Here is a 14,247-nt window from a genome sequence, read left to right as displayed (position 1 = left end):
CTTACTCCTGGTCTCGCTTAAGTTCTTTCAAAACCGCGAAAGGGTTTTCTCGCTCTTGTTCCGGTTCAATCTTTCCAAATGACATATCATCTTTTTTCACTGAGCACTCCTCCTCTGCATGAAGGGGTACGATGGGCAAAGATAAAAGTAACTCGTCTTCAAATATCTGAAGCAGATTAACTTCTCCGTGGTCGTTGACCTCTACCGGTTCGTAAGCTTCGGGTATTGGATCTTCTTCATTTCGTTCTTCTCCCTGCACTGGAGTAAAACAAAAATCCACATCAAGTGTGGTATCAAATTCACCATTACACCGCTGGCAGAGAAGTGTTACCTGAGTGCCTAAATGACCGTGAAATACAGTAAGACCCTGCTCGTCTTTTTTGAACTGCACATCGACGTCCACATATTCACTACATCGGACAACAGCCCCACTTAATCGTTCCATATCTTCAGACACAAGAACACCCCGATAATCGGAACGTTTCATAGCGCTGCTGGTCGGTTCGACCGTATGAGGGAGTTTCACTTTCTGCATAGGGCGCGCATTCTATAGATTCCATATCCCACTGTCAAAGATTTAATGGGCATTTTTGTATAATAATTTAGCGATTTTGTACTTCTTTTCATAAACAGAATTTTAAGGGAATAACCCCAAATAACAAGTAAAAAGAACATGATGTGTCTAAAACATGGGGTGGTTGGTAAAATAGCGTATTGTTGAAAATACCCAAGTTGGCAAACGGGATTACGCTCCTTTATTAAAACACGCTATATTTAGGGTAAGTTGTGATTACTCTTTAGAGGATACGCAACGCGTAATTCGGTTAATTAACACTTAATGTAAGATTGAGGTTTTGTAGTATGACCACACTCGTTCTAGCTTCATCATCGAAGTACCGCCAGCAATTATTGTCGAATATTGGTATTCAAGTTGAAATAAGCAAACCAGATATAGATGAGACTCCCCTGCCCAATGAAACACCCCTTGCGTTGTGTAAACGTTTAGCGTTCGAAAAAGCAAAAAAAATTGCTCAACAACAGCCAGGGAGAATTGTCATTGGAAGTGATCAAGTTGCTTCTGTAGAAGGTCCAGACGGCAAGATTATATTTGGCAAACCCGGCACAGTTGAAAATGCTGTAGCGCAATTAAAAATGTGCCAGGGAAAATCGGTGTATTTCTACACTGCGATAAGTTTGTGTAAAGCTGAAGACGACGATGACCTACCCGATATTCTTACTAGTAATTTAGACACCATTACCCGAGCCGAAGAAACCTGTGTGTATTTTCGTAGCCATAAAGAAGCGCAGCTACGTGCTTATGTTGAAGCCGAAATGCCACTTGATTGCGCGGGGAGTTTCAAATGTGAAGGAATGGGGGCCTTATTGTTCGAACGCATTACCAGCCGCGACCCTAATACTTTAATAGGGCTTCCCGTGATGCTGCTGCATAATATGTTAGACAAACATTTTGATATCGATTTGCTAGACCTAGCGACTGCCAAGGCCTAGCTGTTGAAGATTTGCTTTGCTATTGAACGCCAAACTAGCGAAGCAAAAATTGCTGAAGTTCACCAATGGAGTGCACAATGGTTTCGGGCGCCAATGCTTCAAGGTGTACTTGTGCGTGCACTCCGTAAGAAACCCCTATTCTGCGCATACCAATAGACTTCGCCATTTGCATATCGTAGGTGGTGTCGCCAATCATAACCGCATCGTGAGCACTGATTTTTAGCTCGTCTAAAATTTGCAGTAGCATGTCAGGTGACGGTTTCGACTGCGCATCGTCAGCACATCGTGATGCACTGAAAAAGTGGCCAGTCTCGGTTTGCAACCATGCTCTATCAAGACCTCTACGCGCTTTCCCTGTTGCTACAGCAAGGGTGGCACCCTCTGCTTTTAGTGCTAACAACAATTCTTGCACATCATTAAATAACGGGCACGGCGTAGCATCATGGCTTACGAAGGCTTCTTTATAAGCCAGCACTAAACGCTCAGCTAGGGCGTCATCATCAATGCCAAATAACTGCTTAATAGCAGGTTTTAAGCTAATACCAATAATGTGACTCACCGCATCAGCACTAGGAACAGGCATTTCACAGAGTTTTGCTGCTATCTGCATACAGTTGATAATTTTATCGGCAGAATCCATTAAGGTGCCGTCCCAATCAAAAATAACCAACTTATAGCGCATAGTTACCGCGTTCCTTCTGTATAAGAGAATTAATATAAATAAATAGAACTTAATTAATAAGTAAATTTACCGAATACCTTAAAGCGTTATGACAACGCTTTTAAGGTATTGGTTAATGTGGCATCTAACGGAGCGGTAAATTTAACTCGTTCTTCTGTGCCAGGGTGAATTAGCGAAATGCTATGTGCGTGCAAAAATAAGCGGTTTAACCCTTTTTGACGCATAGACTCATCAAAATCGCCATCACCGTATTTAGGGTCGCAAGCAATAGGATGCTCGGCGTGTAAACAGTGAACTCGGATTTGGTGAGTTCTACCTGTAATAGGTGAAGCTTCTACCAAAGTGGCAGTGTCGAATTTTTGCAATATGCGGTAACGGGTTTCGGATGGCTTGCCATCTTCACTCACACTCACCATGCGTTCACCAGACTGCAACACATTTTTTCGAAGTGGCGCTTTTACTTTAAAACGGTTTTCAGGCCACTGCCCTGCCACTAAGGCTTGGTAGCGCTTATCCATTTTACCGGTACGCAACTGCTCATGCATATGACGAAGCGCCGAACGTTTCTTAGCAATAAGAATGCAGCCAGAGGTGTCTCTGTCTAAACGGTGAACCAATTCCATAAAATTGGCATCGGGGCGCAGTGCGCGTAAACCTTCAATAAGACCAAAGCTCAAACCACTGCCACCATGAACAGCAATGCCTGAAGGTTTATTGATCACAATAATGCGCTCGTCTTCAAATAATATTTGCGATTCTAGCGCTGCAATTTTATCAAGTTTTGGCGATGGCCCAGGCGTTCCTTCTGATACACGAACAGGCGGAATACGCACTACATCATCGGCAACGAGTTTATATTCGGGTTTTACTCTACCCTTATTTACGCGCACTTCACCTTTACGCAAAATGCGATAAATCATACTTTTGGGCACGCCTTTTAATTGGGTGCGCAAAAAATTGTCTACACGTTGCCCTGCTAAATCGGGTTCAACGGTAACGAAACGGACTGATTGTTGGGTTTGTTCTTTCATAGACTCCATTATAACGCAATGCAAAAGCAGACCGATACAGAAACTTTAATGTGCCTTAAAAATAAAACCCTTTGGCTACTTTTGATACTAAACGAGCATTTAGCACAGAAAAACCGCATTATCTGGGCTTATTTACCCCTCACACCTTGCTTAAATTGAACCTTTGATGCCATAATAAAAACTGTATTTTACGCGGCCAAATCATGCCGGTGAAACACAACATTTAACATAGTGAGCATTTAGAGCTGGTTAATTCGTTACCCGCTTATTTCGCCACTTTTGTTATCCATAAGAACAGTGTCACGTTCCAATTGCATTATTCAATGAACACGCAATTTTATATCTGGAACGAGAATTATAGAGGCAACGACTACACTGCCGTTAGATAATTCAGATGCTGTTTGCGAACATAAAATAAGTTCGCCGTTTAGCTAACAGAATTGAATTGACAAACAAGCGCCAGCCTAAGAGCGGTGTTTGTTAAAAAGATAGATAGAGATAAGGGTATGTCGCTCCCGACATCCTTAAGAACAATATAAAACGCGGAACGAGTAACGAAAAACGTTACATGCCACGTAAGTTCAAGGATAATGCGGCGTTACAACAAGGTCCCCGTCCAATCGTGAGATTGCGCGGTGAGGGTTTGTACATGTCACTTTAATTTTGTATCTGGACGGCTGTATTAAAAACAGAGTTAGATACAATGAAAAGAATGTTAATTAATGCAACTCAATTAGAAGAGTTGCGTGTTGCCCTTGTTGATGGGCAGCGGTTATACGATTTGGACATCGAAAGTCCTGGGCACGAACAGAAAAAAGCAAACATTTACAAAGGTAAAATAACCCGCGTTGAGCCAAGCCTCGAAGCGGCATTCGTAGACTACGGCGCAGATCGCCACGGTTTCCTACCTCTTAAAGAAATCGCTCGCACCTACTTCCCTAAAGGCTACCGTTTCGAAGGCCGCCCAAACATCAAAGATGTTATTAAGGAAGGCCAAGAAGTTATCATTCAGATTGATAAAGAAGAACGTGGTCAAAAAGGCGCAGCGCTTACTACTTTCTTATCACTGGCAGGTAGCTACTTAGTATTAATGCCAAATAACCCTCGTGCCGGCGGCATTTCTCGTCGTATCGAAGGTGATGAGCGTACAGAACTTAAAGAATCTTTGAACAAACTAGACCTGCCTGATGGCATGGGTTTAATTGTTCGTACCGCTGGCGTAGGGAAATCTTACGAAGAGTTAGAGTGGGACTTAAAAGTACTACTTACCCACTGGGAAGCAATTTCTAAAGTGGCTGAAGAGCGCGAAGCGCCCTTCTTAATTCACCAAGAAAGTAACGTAATTGTACGTGCAATTCGTGACTATCTACGTCGCGATATTGGCGAAATCTTAATTGATAAAACCAGTATTTACGAACAAGCATTGCAGCACATCCAACTTGTGCGCCCTGACTTTGCCAACCGCGTTAAGCTTTATCGTGGCGAAGTACCTTTGTTCAGTCATTATCAAATTGAAAGCCAAATTGAGTCGGCCTTCCAACGTGAAGTTCGCTTACCTTCTGGTGGTTCAATTGTTATCGACCCTACTGAAGCGCTTACCTCTATTGATATCAACTCTGCCCGCGCAACCAAAGGCGGTGATATTGAAGAAACAGCACTAAATACGAACCTTGAAGCAGCTGACGAAATTGCTCGTCAACTTCGTTTACGCGACTTAGGTGGCTTGGTTGTTATCGACTTTATCGATATGACTCCAGTACGTCACCAACGTGAAGTTGAAAACCGCATGAAAGACGCGGTTCGCAGCGATCGTGCTCGCGTTCAGCTAGGCCGTATTTCTCGCTTTGGCTTGCTTGAAATGTCACGTCAGCGTTTACGCCCATCATTGGGTGATTCAGCGCACCATGTGTGCCCTCGCTGTTCAGGTCACGGCACCATTCGTGGTACCGAGTCATTAGCACTGTCTATCTTGCGTATTCTTGAAGAAGAAAGCATTAAAGAAAACACAGGCCAAATTGAAGCTCAGCTTCCTGTATCAGTAGCCACCTATTTGCTTAACGAAAAGCGTAAAGCGATTCAAAGCCTAGAAAAGCGTCATGGCGTTAACTTATTGCTTATCCCTAACGCCAACCTTGAAACACCTCACTACCAAGTAACTCGCCGCCGTCCAGATGATATTCTAGATGATGCAAGCTACGAAGTAGAGTTGATGCCAACGGTTGAAACGGAAACTGAAACCACAACTTCAGCGCCGGTTAAACGTGAAGAGCCAGCATTAAAAGGGCTTGTTGCGCCTACCGCTGCGCCAGTGGTTGCACCTAAAGCAGAAGCGCCTGAAGCTAAAGCTGAAAGCTCACCCTCACTCTTTGCCCGTATTGGTAAATGGTTAGGTGATGTACTTGGCGGTGAAGACGAAAAAGCGAAAGCAGAAGCTGAAGCGAAAGAAAAAGAAAAGCAGAAGCAATCTGAAGGTCGCAACAACCGTGGCGGCAATCAGTCTCGCAACCGCAATGGCGATGATCGTCGTCGCAAACCAAGAAAAAATACTCGTCGTAACCAGCCTCAAAACAAAGATGGCGAACAAGAACAGCGTACGCCGCGTTCTGAGCAAGACGACAAGCCACGCGCGAGTAACAACAAAGGTCGTAAGCCTCGTAAACCTCGTGACGAGACTCAGAAGCCTAAGCAAGAACAAGGCAGAACTAACGCCCAAGACGAAGCGCCTAAGACACAAGATAACAAGTCTCAAGATGCTAAGCCTCAGGAAGCACAGAAGAAACAAGAAGTGGCTGAGCGCCGCAAACGCAGAGATACTCGTCGCAGCGTACGTGTGAAAAAAGATGACAATACACAGTCAAATGAAGCACCGGCTAGCAAACCAGTTAAATCTCTTGCCGTTGATAAGCCTAAACCTGCTAAAGCAGCGCCTGCTGAAACTGAAGAAGTTAATACTGCGCCAGTTCAATCAACTGATGCACCAGCAGCTTCTGAAACAGCAGCGCCAGTAGCGCAAGCCTCTCAACCAACTGATGTTAAGTCGACCACTGAACAAGATACTCAATCTTCTTCAGAGCAAGCGAACAACGACACTGATGAAAATGGTCAAAAACGCGAAAGCCGTGGCCGTTCACGTCGCTCTCCTCGTCATGTTCGTGCTGCTGGTCAGCGCCGCAAGAAGGAAGCGCAGCAGTCTAATGATGACAACAGCGCCCCGGTAGGTGAACAGTCAACTGCAAACGTTGACACTACGCCATTACAAGAAGCGCCTGCTGCCAACGTGAGTGAATCAGCACCTCGTGCAGAAGATACACAAGCGGCTATGCCAGGTAAACTTGAAGCAGATACTGCGCACACTCAAAACGAGAATGCCCAGCCAACTACTGTTGATACCGCTGCCGAAAACGCTGAAGTGCCTTCTGTTGCTAAAACAGAAGACACTCAAGCCACTAAGCCTGGTGTATTAGCCCCATCGGAAGAGAAGGCTGCGCCTGCTACAACAGAAACTGCAACAGCTAAGCCAGAAGCGCCAGCAGCTGAGCCAGCACCTGAAGTCGTTCAAGACGAAATGCAGTTCGAGCTAGCTTCGCCAAAAAGTGAAGCGGATGCACCTAAGCCAGCTAAAGCTGAAGTTACTCCTGCTCCTGCCGCCGAAGCTGCACCTAAACAGGTTGAAATAAACCTAGGTGAAGACTCTGCTAAAGCAGTAAGTGAAACGGCGGCTAAACCTGCGCCGAAAGCCAAGCCTAAGAAGGCGAAAGCTGCGGTAACTAAGCCTATTACTACAGGTGCGCCTGCTAGCAGCCGTGGCCGCATTAATGCATCTGCGCCAATGGCAGCACCTGCATCGGTTGATGACACTTTCAATGACGTAGCGCTTACCGCTAAGTCTGATGATAGCCGCCCAGCCATTGTAGTATCGGGTAGAAGCGCAGCTATTGCGAAAGCAAGTGCCGCTGCATCAGCGCCAACAACACTGCCAACCAGTGTTGATGAAAACGCCTAAGCGTGACTAGCAGCCCTAGTTGCTGATAACGATAGTCACTGGTGGCTATCGCCATGACTAGGAACTAAGGTTGCTAATAAACGATAAAAAGCCGCTTAATTGCGGCTTTTTTATTGGTTAATTATATTGTTGTACTGTGGGAGTAAGGCAATGGATAAAGTTAAACCCAGCTTGATTGATTGGCTAGCAAGAACAACCAATAAAGAAGTACGCTCCCCAACGCTTATTCAGTCACTCTGGAGTGGTTATGGCGCATGCTTTCGTGCCACCTTGTTTGATGACACTGAAAACGCCTTAACCCCTGTGGTGGCGAAATGCGTTCAACCTTCCTTAGAAATCAGCCACCCTAAAGGATGGCAAAGCAATACCAGTCATCTTAGAAAATGCCGTTCATTTGAGGTAGAGCACTACTTTTACACCTACTTGCAATCTAGCACTAAAACTGACTGCCTAACCCCTGCTTGCCTAGCAGCAGCGAGCGGTGAAAACAATAGCAGTGCACATATCTTAGTGATGGACGATTTAGATCACGCGGGATACACCCAACGTGCAACCTCGCTAAGTGTAAAACAAGCGCAGACGGTATTGCGTTGGCTGGCAGCATTTCATGCCCGCTTTATGGGCATTGTTGATTCCAATGTTTGGCCAGAAGGCACTTATTGGCATTTGAGTACGAGGCAAGATGAATGGCAAGCTATGGAAGATGGCCCTTTAAAAAAGGAAGCCGGCAGATTATCGACCCAGCTTTCATCGGCACGGTTTCAAACCTTATTGCACGGTGATGCCAAGGTTGCGAACTTTTGCTTTACCCCTGACTTTAGCCAATGCGGTGGCGTGGATTTTCAATACACGGGGTTAGGAGTGGGAATGAAAGACGTGGCTTATTTTATTGGCAGCGCATTAAGTGAAAGCGATCAACGAACCCATACCACTAGCAGCTTAGATTATTATTTCGATTGCCTTCGTAGCCAGCTAATAGGCACCCAGTACGAATCTCAATATCTTGAAATAGAACAGGAATGGCGAGCGCTATACCCCACTGCTTGTGCTGATTTCAATCGATTTTTAGCGGGTTGGAGCCCAGACCACTGGAAGATAAACGGTGAATTGACGAGGCAAACCGATATCGCCTTGGCAACATTAAATTAGTGTTTTTTCCAAGGCAACCAGGGTAAAGACAGCCTCAGGCTTTCAAGTACATCAGCCTCCTTCGGCTGCTGATAGCCGTAAACCCGAATACCAAAAATAGCCATCATGACTGATGTGGCATACACCTCACTCAGCGCTTCACCATATTCGCTAGCAATCGCTAGTTTGTATTGGGCTTTAGTACGGCTTAAGTAGCTAACAGCGAGCTCTGCCAGTTTAGGTTCGGTACTGGTAAGTTCCAATTGGGTTTTAATAATAAAGCAGCTTGCATATTCTTTTTGGGTATAGTCTTTCTGCCCTCTTGCGGCCACCATGTCGTTCAGCAGCATAATAATGCCCTCGCCAACTCCATGCGCCATTGCTCGTTTCATTTTGTCAGCACTACGTTGTGCGTAACGGTCTAGGCTTGCAATAAACAACTGCTCTTTGTTACCAAAGCTATTATATAAACTACCAGGCTTTAATCCTGTGGTGCAGGTGACGTCTTGCATAGACGTGCCATGGTAGCCTTGTTGCCAAAACAGCATAATGGTTTTATCCAATATGCTGTCTTTATCGAATTGTGCTTTAGCCATCACGAGAGCCTTTCTTTCGTTTATTCTCTACTTATCTGTTTACATCATAGCAATTTTGAACAAACACTCAAAAAGTTATTGAACCCCATTGCAAAGTCCTTTATCGTTTTGAGCAATCATTCAAAATGTAAGCGTCTATTTTTAAGTCTCTATTTTTAGATCACTCGTAAAACCCACGCTTATTAGTCATTCGCTTACTTAGCTTACTCATCAAAGAGGCCCCCTTATGAAACGATTTATTACTGCGGCACTACTCATATTGCCGTTATTTTCAAGCTATGCTCAACAGCCTACTGACACCACAATGGAAAAGGCTAAGCCTGTACCTCCTAAAGTTATATTCTTCGATGTGAATGAAACCCTGCTCGACCTTACTGCTATGCGCAGCTCCGTAGGCGAAGCGCTAGGAGGCCGCAATGAGTTACTACCTTTGTGGTTTTCAACTATGCTTCATCACTCACTAGTAGACTCTACCACCCAGCGTTTTCACACTTTCGGTGAAATTGGTGTGGCGTCGTTATTGATGGTGGCTGAAATAGAAGGTATTCCGCTTACCCAAGAACAAGCGAAAACCGCTATTGTTACCCCACTTCGTAGCTTACCGCCTCATGCAGATGTACGTAGTGGCTTACAAGCGTTGAAAGATAAAGGTTATACACTGGTAAGCTTGACCAACTCTTCTAACCAAGGTGTGTATACCCAATTCAAAAATGCTGACTTGCTTGAATTTTTTGAACATCGCTTAAGTGTTGAAGATATCAATCTATACAAACCTGATCTTCGCACATATGCATGGGCTGCTGAAAAAATGGGAGTTAAACCTGAAGATGCCATGTTGGTTGCAGCACACGGTTGGGATATCGCTGGCGCTAAACAAGCCGGTTGGCAAGCTGCCTTTATTGCACGCCCAGGAAAGGTATTGTATCCATTGGCGATTGCGCCAGATTACAACGTGAATGATTTAAACGAATTGGTTGAAATGCTTCCCAACCAATAACGGTTACCGCTATTTTAAAGGGCTGGTATTAACCAGCCCTTATTCCTTCAGCAGTACGTGGATCAAGCTCTTGAATCAAGCTACTGCTTTACGCTTCATATCTACGTGGGGTATATCATCTTCTAAATACATTTGAGAGGTTTGCACAAAACCAAATTTACGATAAAAGGCTAACAAGTATTCTTGTGCACCAATTTCAATATCTTCTTTCGGCCACAAGTTTTCACACTGCTTGATAGCCTCAGCTAACAAATTTTTCCCTGCACCATTGCCTCTGAAATCTGCATGGGTAGCCACTCTGCCAATACTGACGCCAGGATAGCTCACACCCGCAGGTATCAAACGGGCATAAGCGACTAACATGTCGCCGTTAAAGCCTAATAAATGTCGCGTATCGCTATGCCTGTCTTTTTCATCAAGTTCAGGGTATGGGCATGTTTGCTCTACCACAAACACATCTACTCGAAGTTTCATAAGCTCGAATAACTGATGGGTATTGAGCTGGCTAAATGTTAATACTTTCCAAGAAATCATAAGGCTGGTTATTTACTCTTTATTAATGGGGCTAGTTTTATCAAACCTGCATAAAGATAGCATTAAAAAATGGACGGATAAATCAATGAACCAAATGGGATTTGTACCGTCATAACCATTATCTATAAGCCATGAGAATGGCACTTCTCTTCGCAAAGGTAATTTATGTTTAGTAGCAAACTCGGGTCCTTCGCTTTAGTGGTAACTGCATCCCCGTTATTATTCGCCTGCACATCGCAAGACTTATATGAGGCCACTCAAGAGAACCGTCTTCAAGAATGCCGTAAACTCTATGGCGCACAACGAGAAGAGTGCGAAGCTCAATATCAAAAGAGCTATGACACCTACGAGCGAGAGAGAAACGAGGTCATTAATGAAGGCAAGTAACAAAAGGGGATCACAAAAAGAAATAACGTGAAATTACGAATTCAAGTACACGTCTTTTGCTAAGGCATTTTTGACATACTCTACGAATTTTTTCACTTTTTCTAGGTTATGACGGCCTTCAAGACTGACCACCTGGATTGGTAACTTAGCGTCATTAAACTCATCTAACACACTGACTAATTCGCCCTTCTTTATCGCATCTGCAACCTGATACGACATAAGGCGAGTTATACCTAGTCCAGATTTTGCGGCGCTAATTGTTGAACGATTTTGGTTACACTCAAATCTTGGCTGCAACCGAATTGCTACCGTTTTGCCATTGCGCTTGAAATTCCATACCGGCGGTTCAGTAAAGTCACTTGGGTACAGCAAGGTATGATGTTTTAAATCTTCTGGCGTGCTTAACGCTGGGGCATTAGCTAGATATTCTGCAGAAGCCACGGTTACCTTTCTTACATACCCCACCGTAGTGGCATATAACCCAGAGTCTTTAGGCTTACTAATTCTTATTGCCACATCAATTTTTGTATCGAGTAAATCAACGATGTTGTCGTACATATAGGCATGCACATTCACTTCAGGAAAATCTCGTAAAAACTGAGCAATAATTGGCGTGATGTAAAGCTCACCGAATAAAACCGGTGCCGTCACACTCAGCGTGCCCTTGGGCAATAGTTGAACCCCCGCAATAGCGGCCTCGCTTTGCGCAATATCTGCCAGGATTCTTTGTACGTCATTAAGATATTGTATGCCCGCTTCGGTTAAACGAATACGACGTGTAGTACGATGAAATAAGCGTGTGTTCAACTGGGCTTCTAGGGTAGCGACAGCCCGCGTTACCGCCGGAGGTGACATCGACAATTGCTCGGCAGCGTTCACAAAACTTCCAAGCTTGGCGACTTCAGCAAATACTGACATAGCTTGTATTCTATCCATAACGGGCTATTTGCTCTCTGCTAACGGGTTTAGCTAACTAGTCTACACACTTTATTATTTCAAAAAGTGAAATTATAAATTTCAAAATTGAGTAATTATTTATTTTTATCAAGCAATCATACTAACTGCAACTTAAATCACCAGGATGAGCTTGTGAGACCTCCACTTCCCCCTTTTACAAGAGACACCGCTATTGAAAAAATTCGTATGGCAGAAGATGCCTGGAATAGTCGTTCGCCTAAGCGAGTTGCAGCAGCATATACACCAGATTGTCAGTGGCGAAACCGTGCTGAGTTTATTACCGGAACAGCACAAATTGAGGCCTTTTTAACACGAAAATGGGCGCGAGAAATTAACTATAAGTTGGTTAAAGAACTGTGGGCACACGCTGAAAACCGTATCGCAGTGCGCTTTGCTTATGAGTATCAAGATGCCTCAGGTCAATGGTTTCGTACCTATGGTAACGAAAATTGGGAGTTCAACCCAGAAGGGTTAATGCAGCGCCGCATTGCCAGTATTAACGACCACCCTATCAATGACATCGAACGTAAGCTGACTTGGGAGGACGATAGTCGCCCACTTAATTTCCCAAGTCTTACCGCACTTGGTTTATAAGGCGAATATCAATGACTTCATTATCTATAAATGCGCTTAATAACACACTAAAAAATAACCCGATTATTCATTATAGAAACCCGAAATCTGGCCACTGTCACAAGGTAGAGTTGTTTATGTCTCTGCTTGGTATTTGTTACCAAAATCACAATCTTGATATGGTAAACGGTGCGCATAAGTCTGCCGACTTTATTACCAAGAACCCTTTCGGACAGGTGCCGGTGATTGTTGATGGTGAACACACCGTTTCAGACTCCAATGCCATTATTGTTTATTTAGCCGATACTTACGGCAGTGACTATCCTTGGGTGGGTACGACAGCAATTGAAAAAGCCAATGTTCAACGCTGGCTTTCGGTAGCTGCCGGTGAGCTCGCCAAAGGCCCTGCGGCGCTTCGTCTTGAATATGTTTTTGCTGCCAATATCGACGTCCCCACCGCACTAGCAACCACTAAAATCTTACTACCAGTGATGGAAGATACCTTATTAGGTCCCAAATCACGTATCGAATCGAGCACTAAAGCATACTTGGCTACTAACAGGCTGACTCTCGCTGATATTGCCATGTACAGCTACATCGCCCACGCGCCTGAAGGTGGGGTTTCGTTGCAACCTTACCCGGCCATTCAAGCTTGGATTAACCGTATTGAATCGCTGGATAATTTTATCCCTATGGCAAATTCCGCGACAGCGGATTACAGACTTTAAGGTTCGTTATGAACAGTATCAATACAAGTGCCTTTCATTCTGAAGAGTATCGCATTCAGCAACGTTTAGGCGTTGCTGAGCGTATCGGTGAGCAGACGAAAGGCTTTATTCGCCCCTTTATGCCAGAACAGCACCGTGCGTTCTTTTGCAGTAGCCCGTTTATGGTGGCTGGTGTAGTAGATAGTCATGGTCATCCTTGGGCGATACCACTTTGGGGCGAACATACTAATGTAGACGATCATCACTACATTGAGTCGCCATCGCCTACTCAGCTTTCTTTGGCCTTAAGCGACAATGTAGATTGGTTAATCAATGATACCGCACAGTTAGATGTGAATACTGGCAGTAAAATTGCGCTACTTGGGTTACAGCTGAGTACCCGCCGCCGTAACAGGCTTAACGGACTAATACTTCACAATCGGGGCGGTATTATACGAGTTCAAGTAGAACAAAGTTATGGAAACTGTCCTCAGTATATACATCCCCGAGATACCTTGCTCCGTGATGTTGCGCCCGCACTGGCTACCAGCTCAAGCACGAATTCGAACGTTAAGGCTCAGCATGCGCAATCTAACGAGTTAACGAAGAACGATGCTTTGCTAGTAGCTCAGGCTGATACATTTTACATTGCTTCGCGGCACAGTGAATTTACCGCCGATCCCCGTCACGGACTGGATGTTTCTCATCGCGGTGGAAAACCAGGGTTTGTAAAAGTAGAAAGTAATACACTTTTGTTTCCTGATTTTAGCGGGAACAAATTTTTTAATACCTTAGGGAATATCGAATCTGATGGACGTGTTGGCTTATGCTTTATTGACGATGGCAACGGCGACATTCTTTTCATTAGTGGTGAAGCTACCATTTTATGGGAGCACCCTAAATTGGTGGGTTTTGCTGGCGCGGAACGATTTGTACAAGTAGTAATTCAAAACGTTACTCGGATTTTCGCCATTTATCCTTTTAAACACCCTATTATTGAGCGGTCAATTTACACAGAGCATACCGGCGCGTGGTGAAATTTCCATTATTGTAACGGACAACTGCAACGGACAATTGTGACGGGCAACACTGCACTAACTCAATGCATCTGCCACTTATTGTGGCGTGACGCCATTAACGCTA

14 protein-coding genes are annotated in these 14,247 nt (G+C 44.5%); 8 read left to right on the top strand and 6 right to left on the bottom strand.

What is annotated here, in order from left to right:
* Position 1: 1 nt before the first annotated feature.
* Positions 2-535, bottom strand: coding sequence for a 23S rRNA accumulation protein YceD (gene yceD / locus J8L84_RS10845; protein WP_057792384.1), 534 nt, complete (start codon positions 533-535; stop codon positions 2-4).
* Between the two features lie 326 nt (positions 536-861).
* Here yceD and J8L84_RS10840 point away from each other — a divergent pair, with 326 nt between their 5' ends.
* Positions 862-1,509 (top strand): Maf family protein, encoded by a 648-nt coding sequence (locus J8L84_RS10840; protein WP_211070720.1) that lies wholly within the window; start codon positions 862-864, stop codon positions 1,507-1,509.
* A gap of 34 nt (positions 1,510-1,543) precedes the next feature.
* Here J8L84_RS10840 and J8L84_RS10835 read toward each other — a convergent pair whose 3' ends face one another.
* Both J8L84_RS10835 and rluC read right to left on the bottom strand, forming a co-directional pair.
* The gene (locus tag J8L84_RS10835; protein WP_211070719.1) at positions 1,544-2,191 is read right to left on the bottom strand and encodes an HAD-IA family hydrolase; all 648 of its coding nucleotides are present in this window, start codon (positions 2,189-2,191) and stop codon (positions 1,544-1,546) included.
* 86 nt (positions 2,192-2,277) lie between these two features.
* Complete coding sequence (rluC, locus tag J8L84_RS10830) at positions 2,278-3,222, bottom strand: 23S rRNA pseudouridine(955/2504/2580) synthase RluC (RefSeq protein ID WP_211070718.1); 945 nt, start codon at positions 3,220-3,222, stop codon at positions 2,278-2,280.
* 703 nt (positions 3,223-3,925) lie between these two features.
* Between rluC and rne the strand changes: the two genes are divergently transcribed.
* Positions 3,926-7,225 (top strand): ribonuclease E, encoded by a 3,300-nt coding sequence (gene rne / locus J8L84_RS10825; RefSeq protein WP_211070717.1) that lies wholly within the window; start codon positions 3,926-3,928, stop codon positions 7,223-7,225.
* Positions 7,226-7,375: 150 nt separating this feature from the next.
* Positions 7,376-8,374 (top strand): oxidoreductase family protein, encoded by a 999-nt coding sequence (locus tag J8L84_RS10820; RefSeq protein WP_211070716.1) that lies wholly within the window; start codon positions 7,376-7,378, stop codon positions 8,372-8,374.
* Here the strand turns inward: J8L84_RS10820 and J8L84_RS10815 are convergent.
* A complete protein-coding gene (locus tag J8L84_RS10815) occupies positions 8,371-8,949 on the bottom strand; it encodes a TetR/AcrR family transcriptional regulator (protein ID WP_211070715.1) in 579 nt (192 codons plus the stop codon). The genes J8L84_RS10820 and J8L84_RS10815 overlap by 4 nt on opposite strands.
* A 304-nt stretch (positions 8,950-9,253) precedes the next feature.
* Between J8L84_RS10815 and J8L84_RS10810 the strand changes: the two genes are divergently transcribed.
* On the top strand, positions 9,254-9,946 hold the full coding sequence (locus tag J8L84_RS10810) for a haloacid dehalogenase type II (RefSeq protein ID WP_211070885.1): 693 nt from the start codon (positions 9,254-9,256) through the stop codon (positions 9,944-9,946).
* A gap of 75 nt (positions 9,947-10,021) precedes the next feature.
* Here J8L84_RS10810 and J8L84_RS10805 read toward each other — a convergent pair whose 3' ends face one another.
* The gene (locus J8L84_RS10805; RefSeq protein WP_211070714.1) at positions 10,022-10,480 is read right to left on the bottom strand and encodes a GNAT family N-acetyltransferase; all 459 of its coding nucleotides are present in this window, start codon (positions 10,478-10,480) and stop codon (positions 10,022-10,024) included.
* Between the two features lie 165 nt (positions 10,481-10,645).
* Here J8L84_RS10805 and J8L84_RS10800 point away from each other — a divergent pair, with 165 nt between their 5' ends.
* Positions 10,646-10,867 carry a hypothetical protein gene (locus J8L84_RS10800; protein ID WP_211070713.1) on the top strand — a complete coding sequence of 74 codons (222 nt, stop codon included), beginning with the start codon at positions 10,646-10,648 and terminating at the stop codon, positions 10,865-10,867.
* A 33-nt stretch (positions 10,868-10,900) separates the two neighbouring features.
* Here the strand turns inward: J8L84_RS10800 and J8L84_RS10795 are convergent, their stop codons facing one another.
* Positions 10,901-11,803 carry a LysR family transcriptional regulator gene (locus J8L84_RS10795; RefSeq protein ID WP_211070712.1) on the bottom strand — a complete coding sequence of 301 codons (903 nt, stop codon included), beginning with the start codon at positions 11,801-11,803 and terminating at the stop codon, positions 10,901-10,903.
* A 153-nt stretch (positions 11,804-11,956) separates the two neighbouring features.
* Between J8L84_RS10795 and J8L84_RS10790 the strand changes: the two genes are divergently transcribed.
* Genes J8L84_RS10790 through J8L84_RS10780 form a run of 3 tightly spaced genes read left to right on the top strand, consistent with a single transcriptional unit; the run spans position 11,957 to position 14,141 of the window.
* Positions 11,957-12,418 (top strand): nuclear transport factor 2 family protein, encoded by a 462-nt coding sequence (locus tag J8L84_RS10790; RefSeq protein ID WP_211070711.1) that lies wholly within the window; start codon positions 11,957-11,959, stop codon positions 12,416-12,418.
* An 11-nt stretch (positions 12,419-12,429) separates the two neighbouring features.
* The gene (locus J8L84_RS10785; protein ID WP_211070710.1) at positions 12,430-13,125 is read left to right on the top strand and encodes a glutathione S-transferase; all 696 of its coding nucleotides are present in this window, start codon (positions 12,430-12,432) and stop codon (positions 13,123-13,125) included.
* Positions 13,126-13,133: 8 nt separating this feature from the next.
* Positions 13,134-14,141, top strand: coding sequence for a pyridoxamine 5'-phosphate oxidase family protein (locus tag J8L84_RS10780; protein ID WP_211070709.1), 1,008 nt, complete (start codon positions 13,134-13,136; stop codon positions 14,139-14,141).
* Positions 14,142-14,247: the final 106 nt, after the last annotated feature.

This window comes from Alteromonas sp. MMG017, from assembly GCF_018100795.1.
Taxonomy (GTDB): Bacteria; Pseudomonadota; Gammaproteobacteria; order Enterobacterales; family Alteromonadaceae; genus Alteromonas.
The sequence above is the reverse complement of the archived record's forward strand: the minus strand, read 5'-3'. Positions and strand labels throughout refer to the sequence as shown.

Coding starts and splice junctions, on each gene's coding strand:
- rluC (WP_211070718.1), bottom strand. CDS start 3,222: ATGAAAGAACAAACCCAACAATCAGTCCGTTTCGTTACCGTTGAACCC.
- J8L84_RS10840 (WP_211070720.1), top strand. CDS start 862: ATGACCACACTCGTTCTAGCTTCATCATCGAAGTACCGCCAGCAATTA.
- J8L84_RS10835 (WP_211070719.1), bottom strand. CDS start 2,191: ATGCGCTATAAGTTGGTTATTTTTGATTGGGACGGCACCTTAATGGAT.
- J8L84_RS10810 (WP_211070885.1), top strand. CDS start 9,254: ATGGAAAAGGCTAAGCCTGTACCTCCTAAAGTTATATTCTTCGATGTG.
- J8L84_RS10815 (WP_211070715.1), bottom strand. CDS start 8,949: ATGGCTAAAGCACAATTCGATAAAGACAGCATATTGGATAAAACCATT.
- J8L84_RS10795 (WP_211070712.1), bottom strand. CDS start 11,803: ATGGATAGAATACAAGCTATGTCAGTATTTGCTGAAGTCGCCAAGCTT.
- yceD (WP_057792384.1), bottom strand. CDS start 535: ATGCAGAAAGTGAAACTCCCTCATACGGTCGAACCGACCAGCAGCGCT.
- rne (WP_211070717.1), top strand. CDS start 3,926: ATGAAAAGAATGTTAATTAATGCAACTCAATTAGAAGAGTTGCGTGTT.
- J8L84_RS10820 (WP_211070716.1), top strand. CDS start 7,376: ATGGATAAAGTTAAACCCAGCTTGATTGATTGGCTAGCAAGAACAACC.
- J8L84_RS10785 (WP_211070710.1), top strand. CDS start 12,430: ATGACTTCATTATCTATAAATGCGCTTAATAACACACTAAAAAATAAC.
- J8L84_RS10800 (WP_211070713.1), top strand. CDS start 10,646: ATGTTTAGTAGCAAACTCGGGTCCTTCGCTTTAGTGGTAACTGCATCC.
- J8L84_RS10780 (WP_211070709.1), top strand. CDS start 13,134: ATGAACAGTATCAATACAAGTGCCTTTCATTCTGAAGAGTATCGCATT.
- J8L84_RS10805 (WP_211070714.1), bottom strand. CDS start 10,480: ATGATTTCTTGGAAAGTATTAACATTTAGCCAGCTCAATACCCATCAG.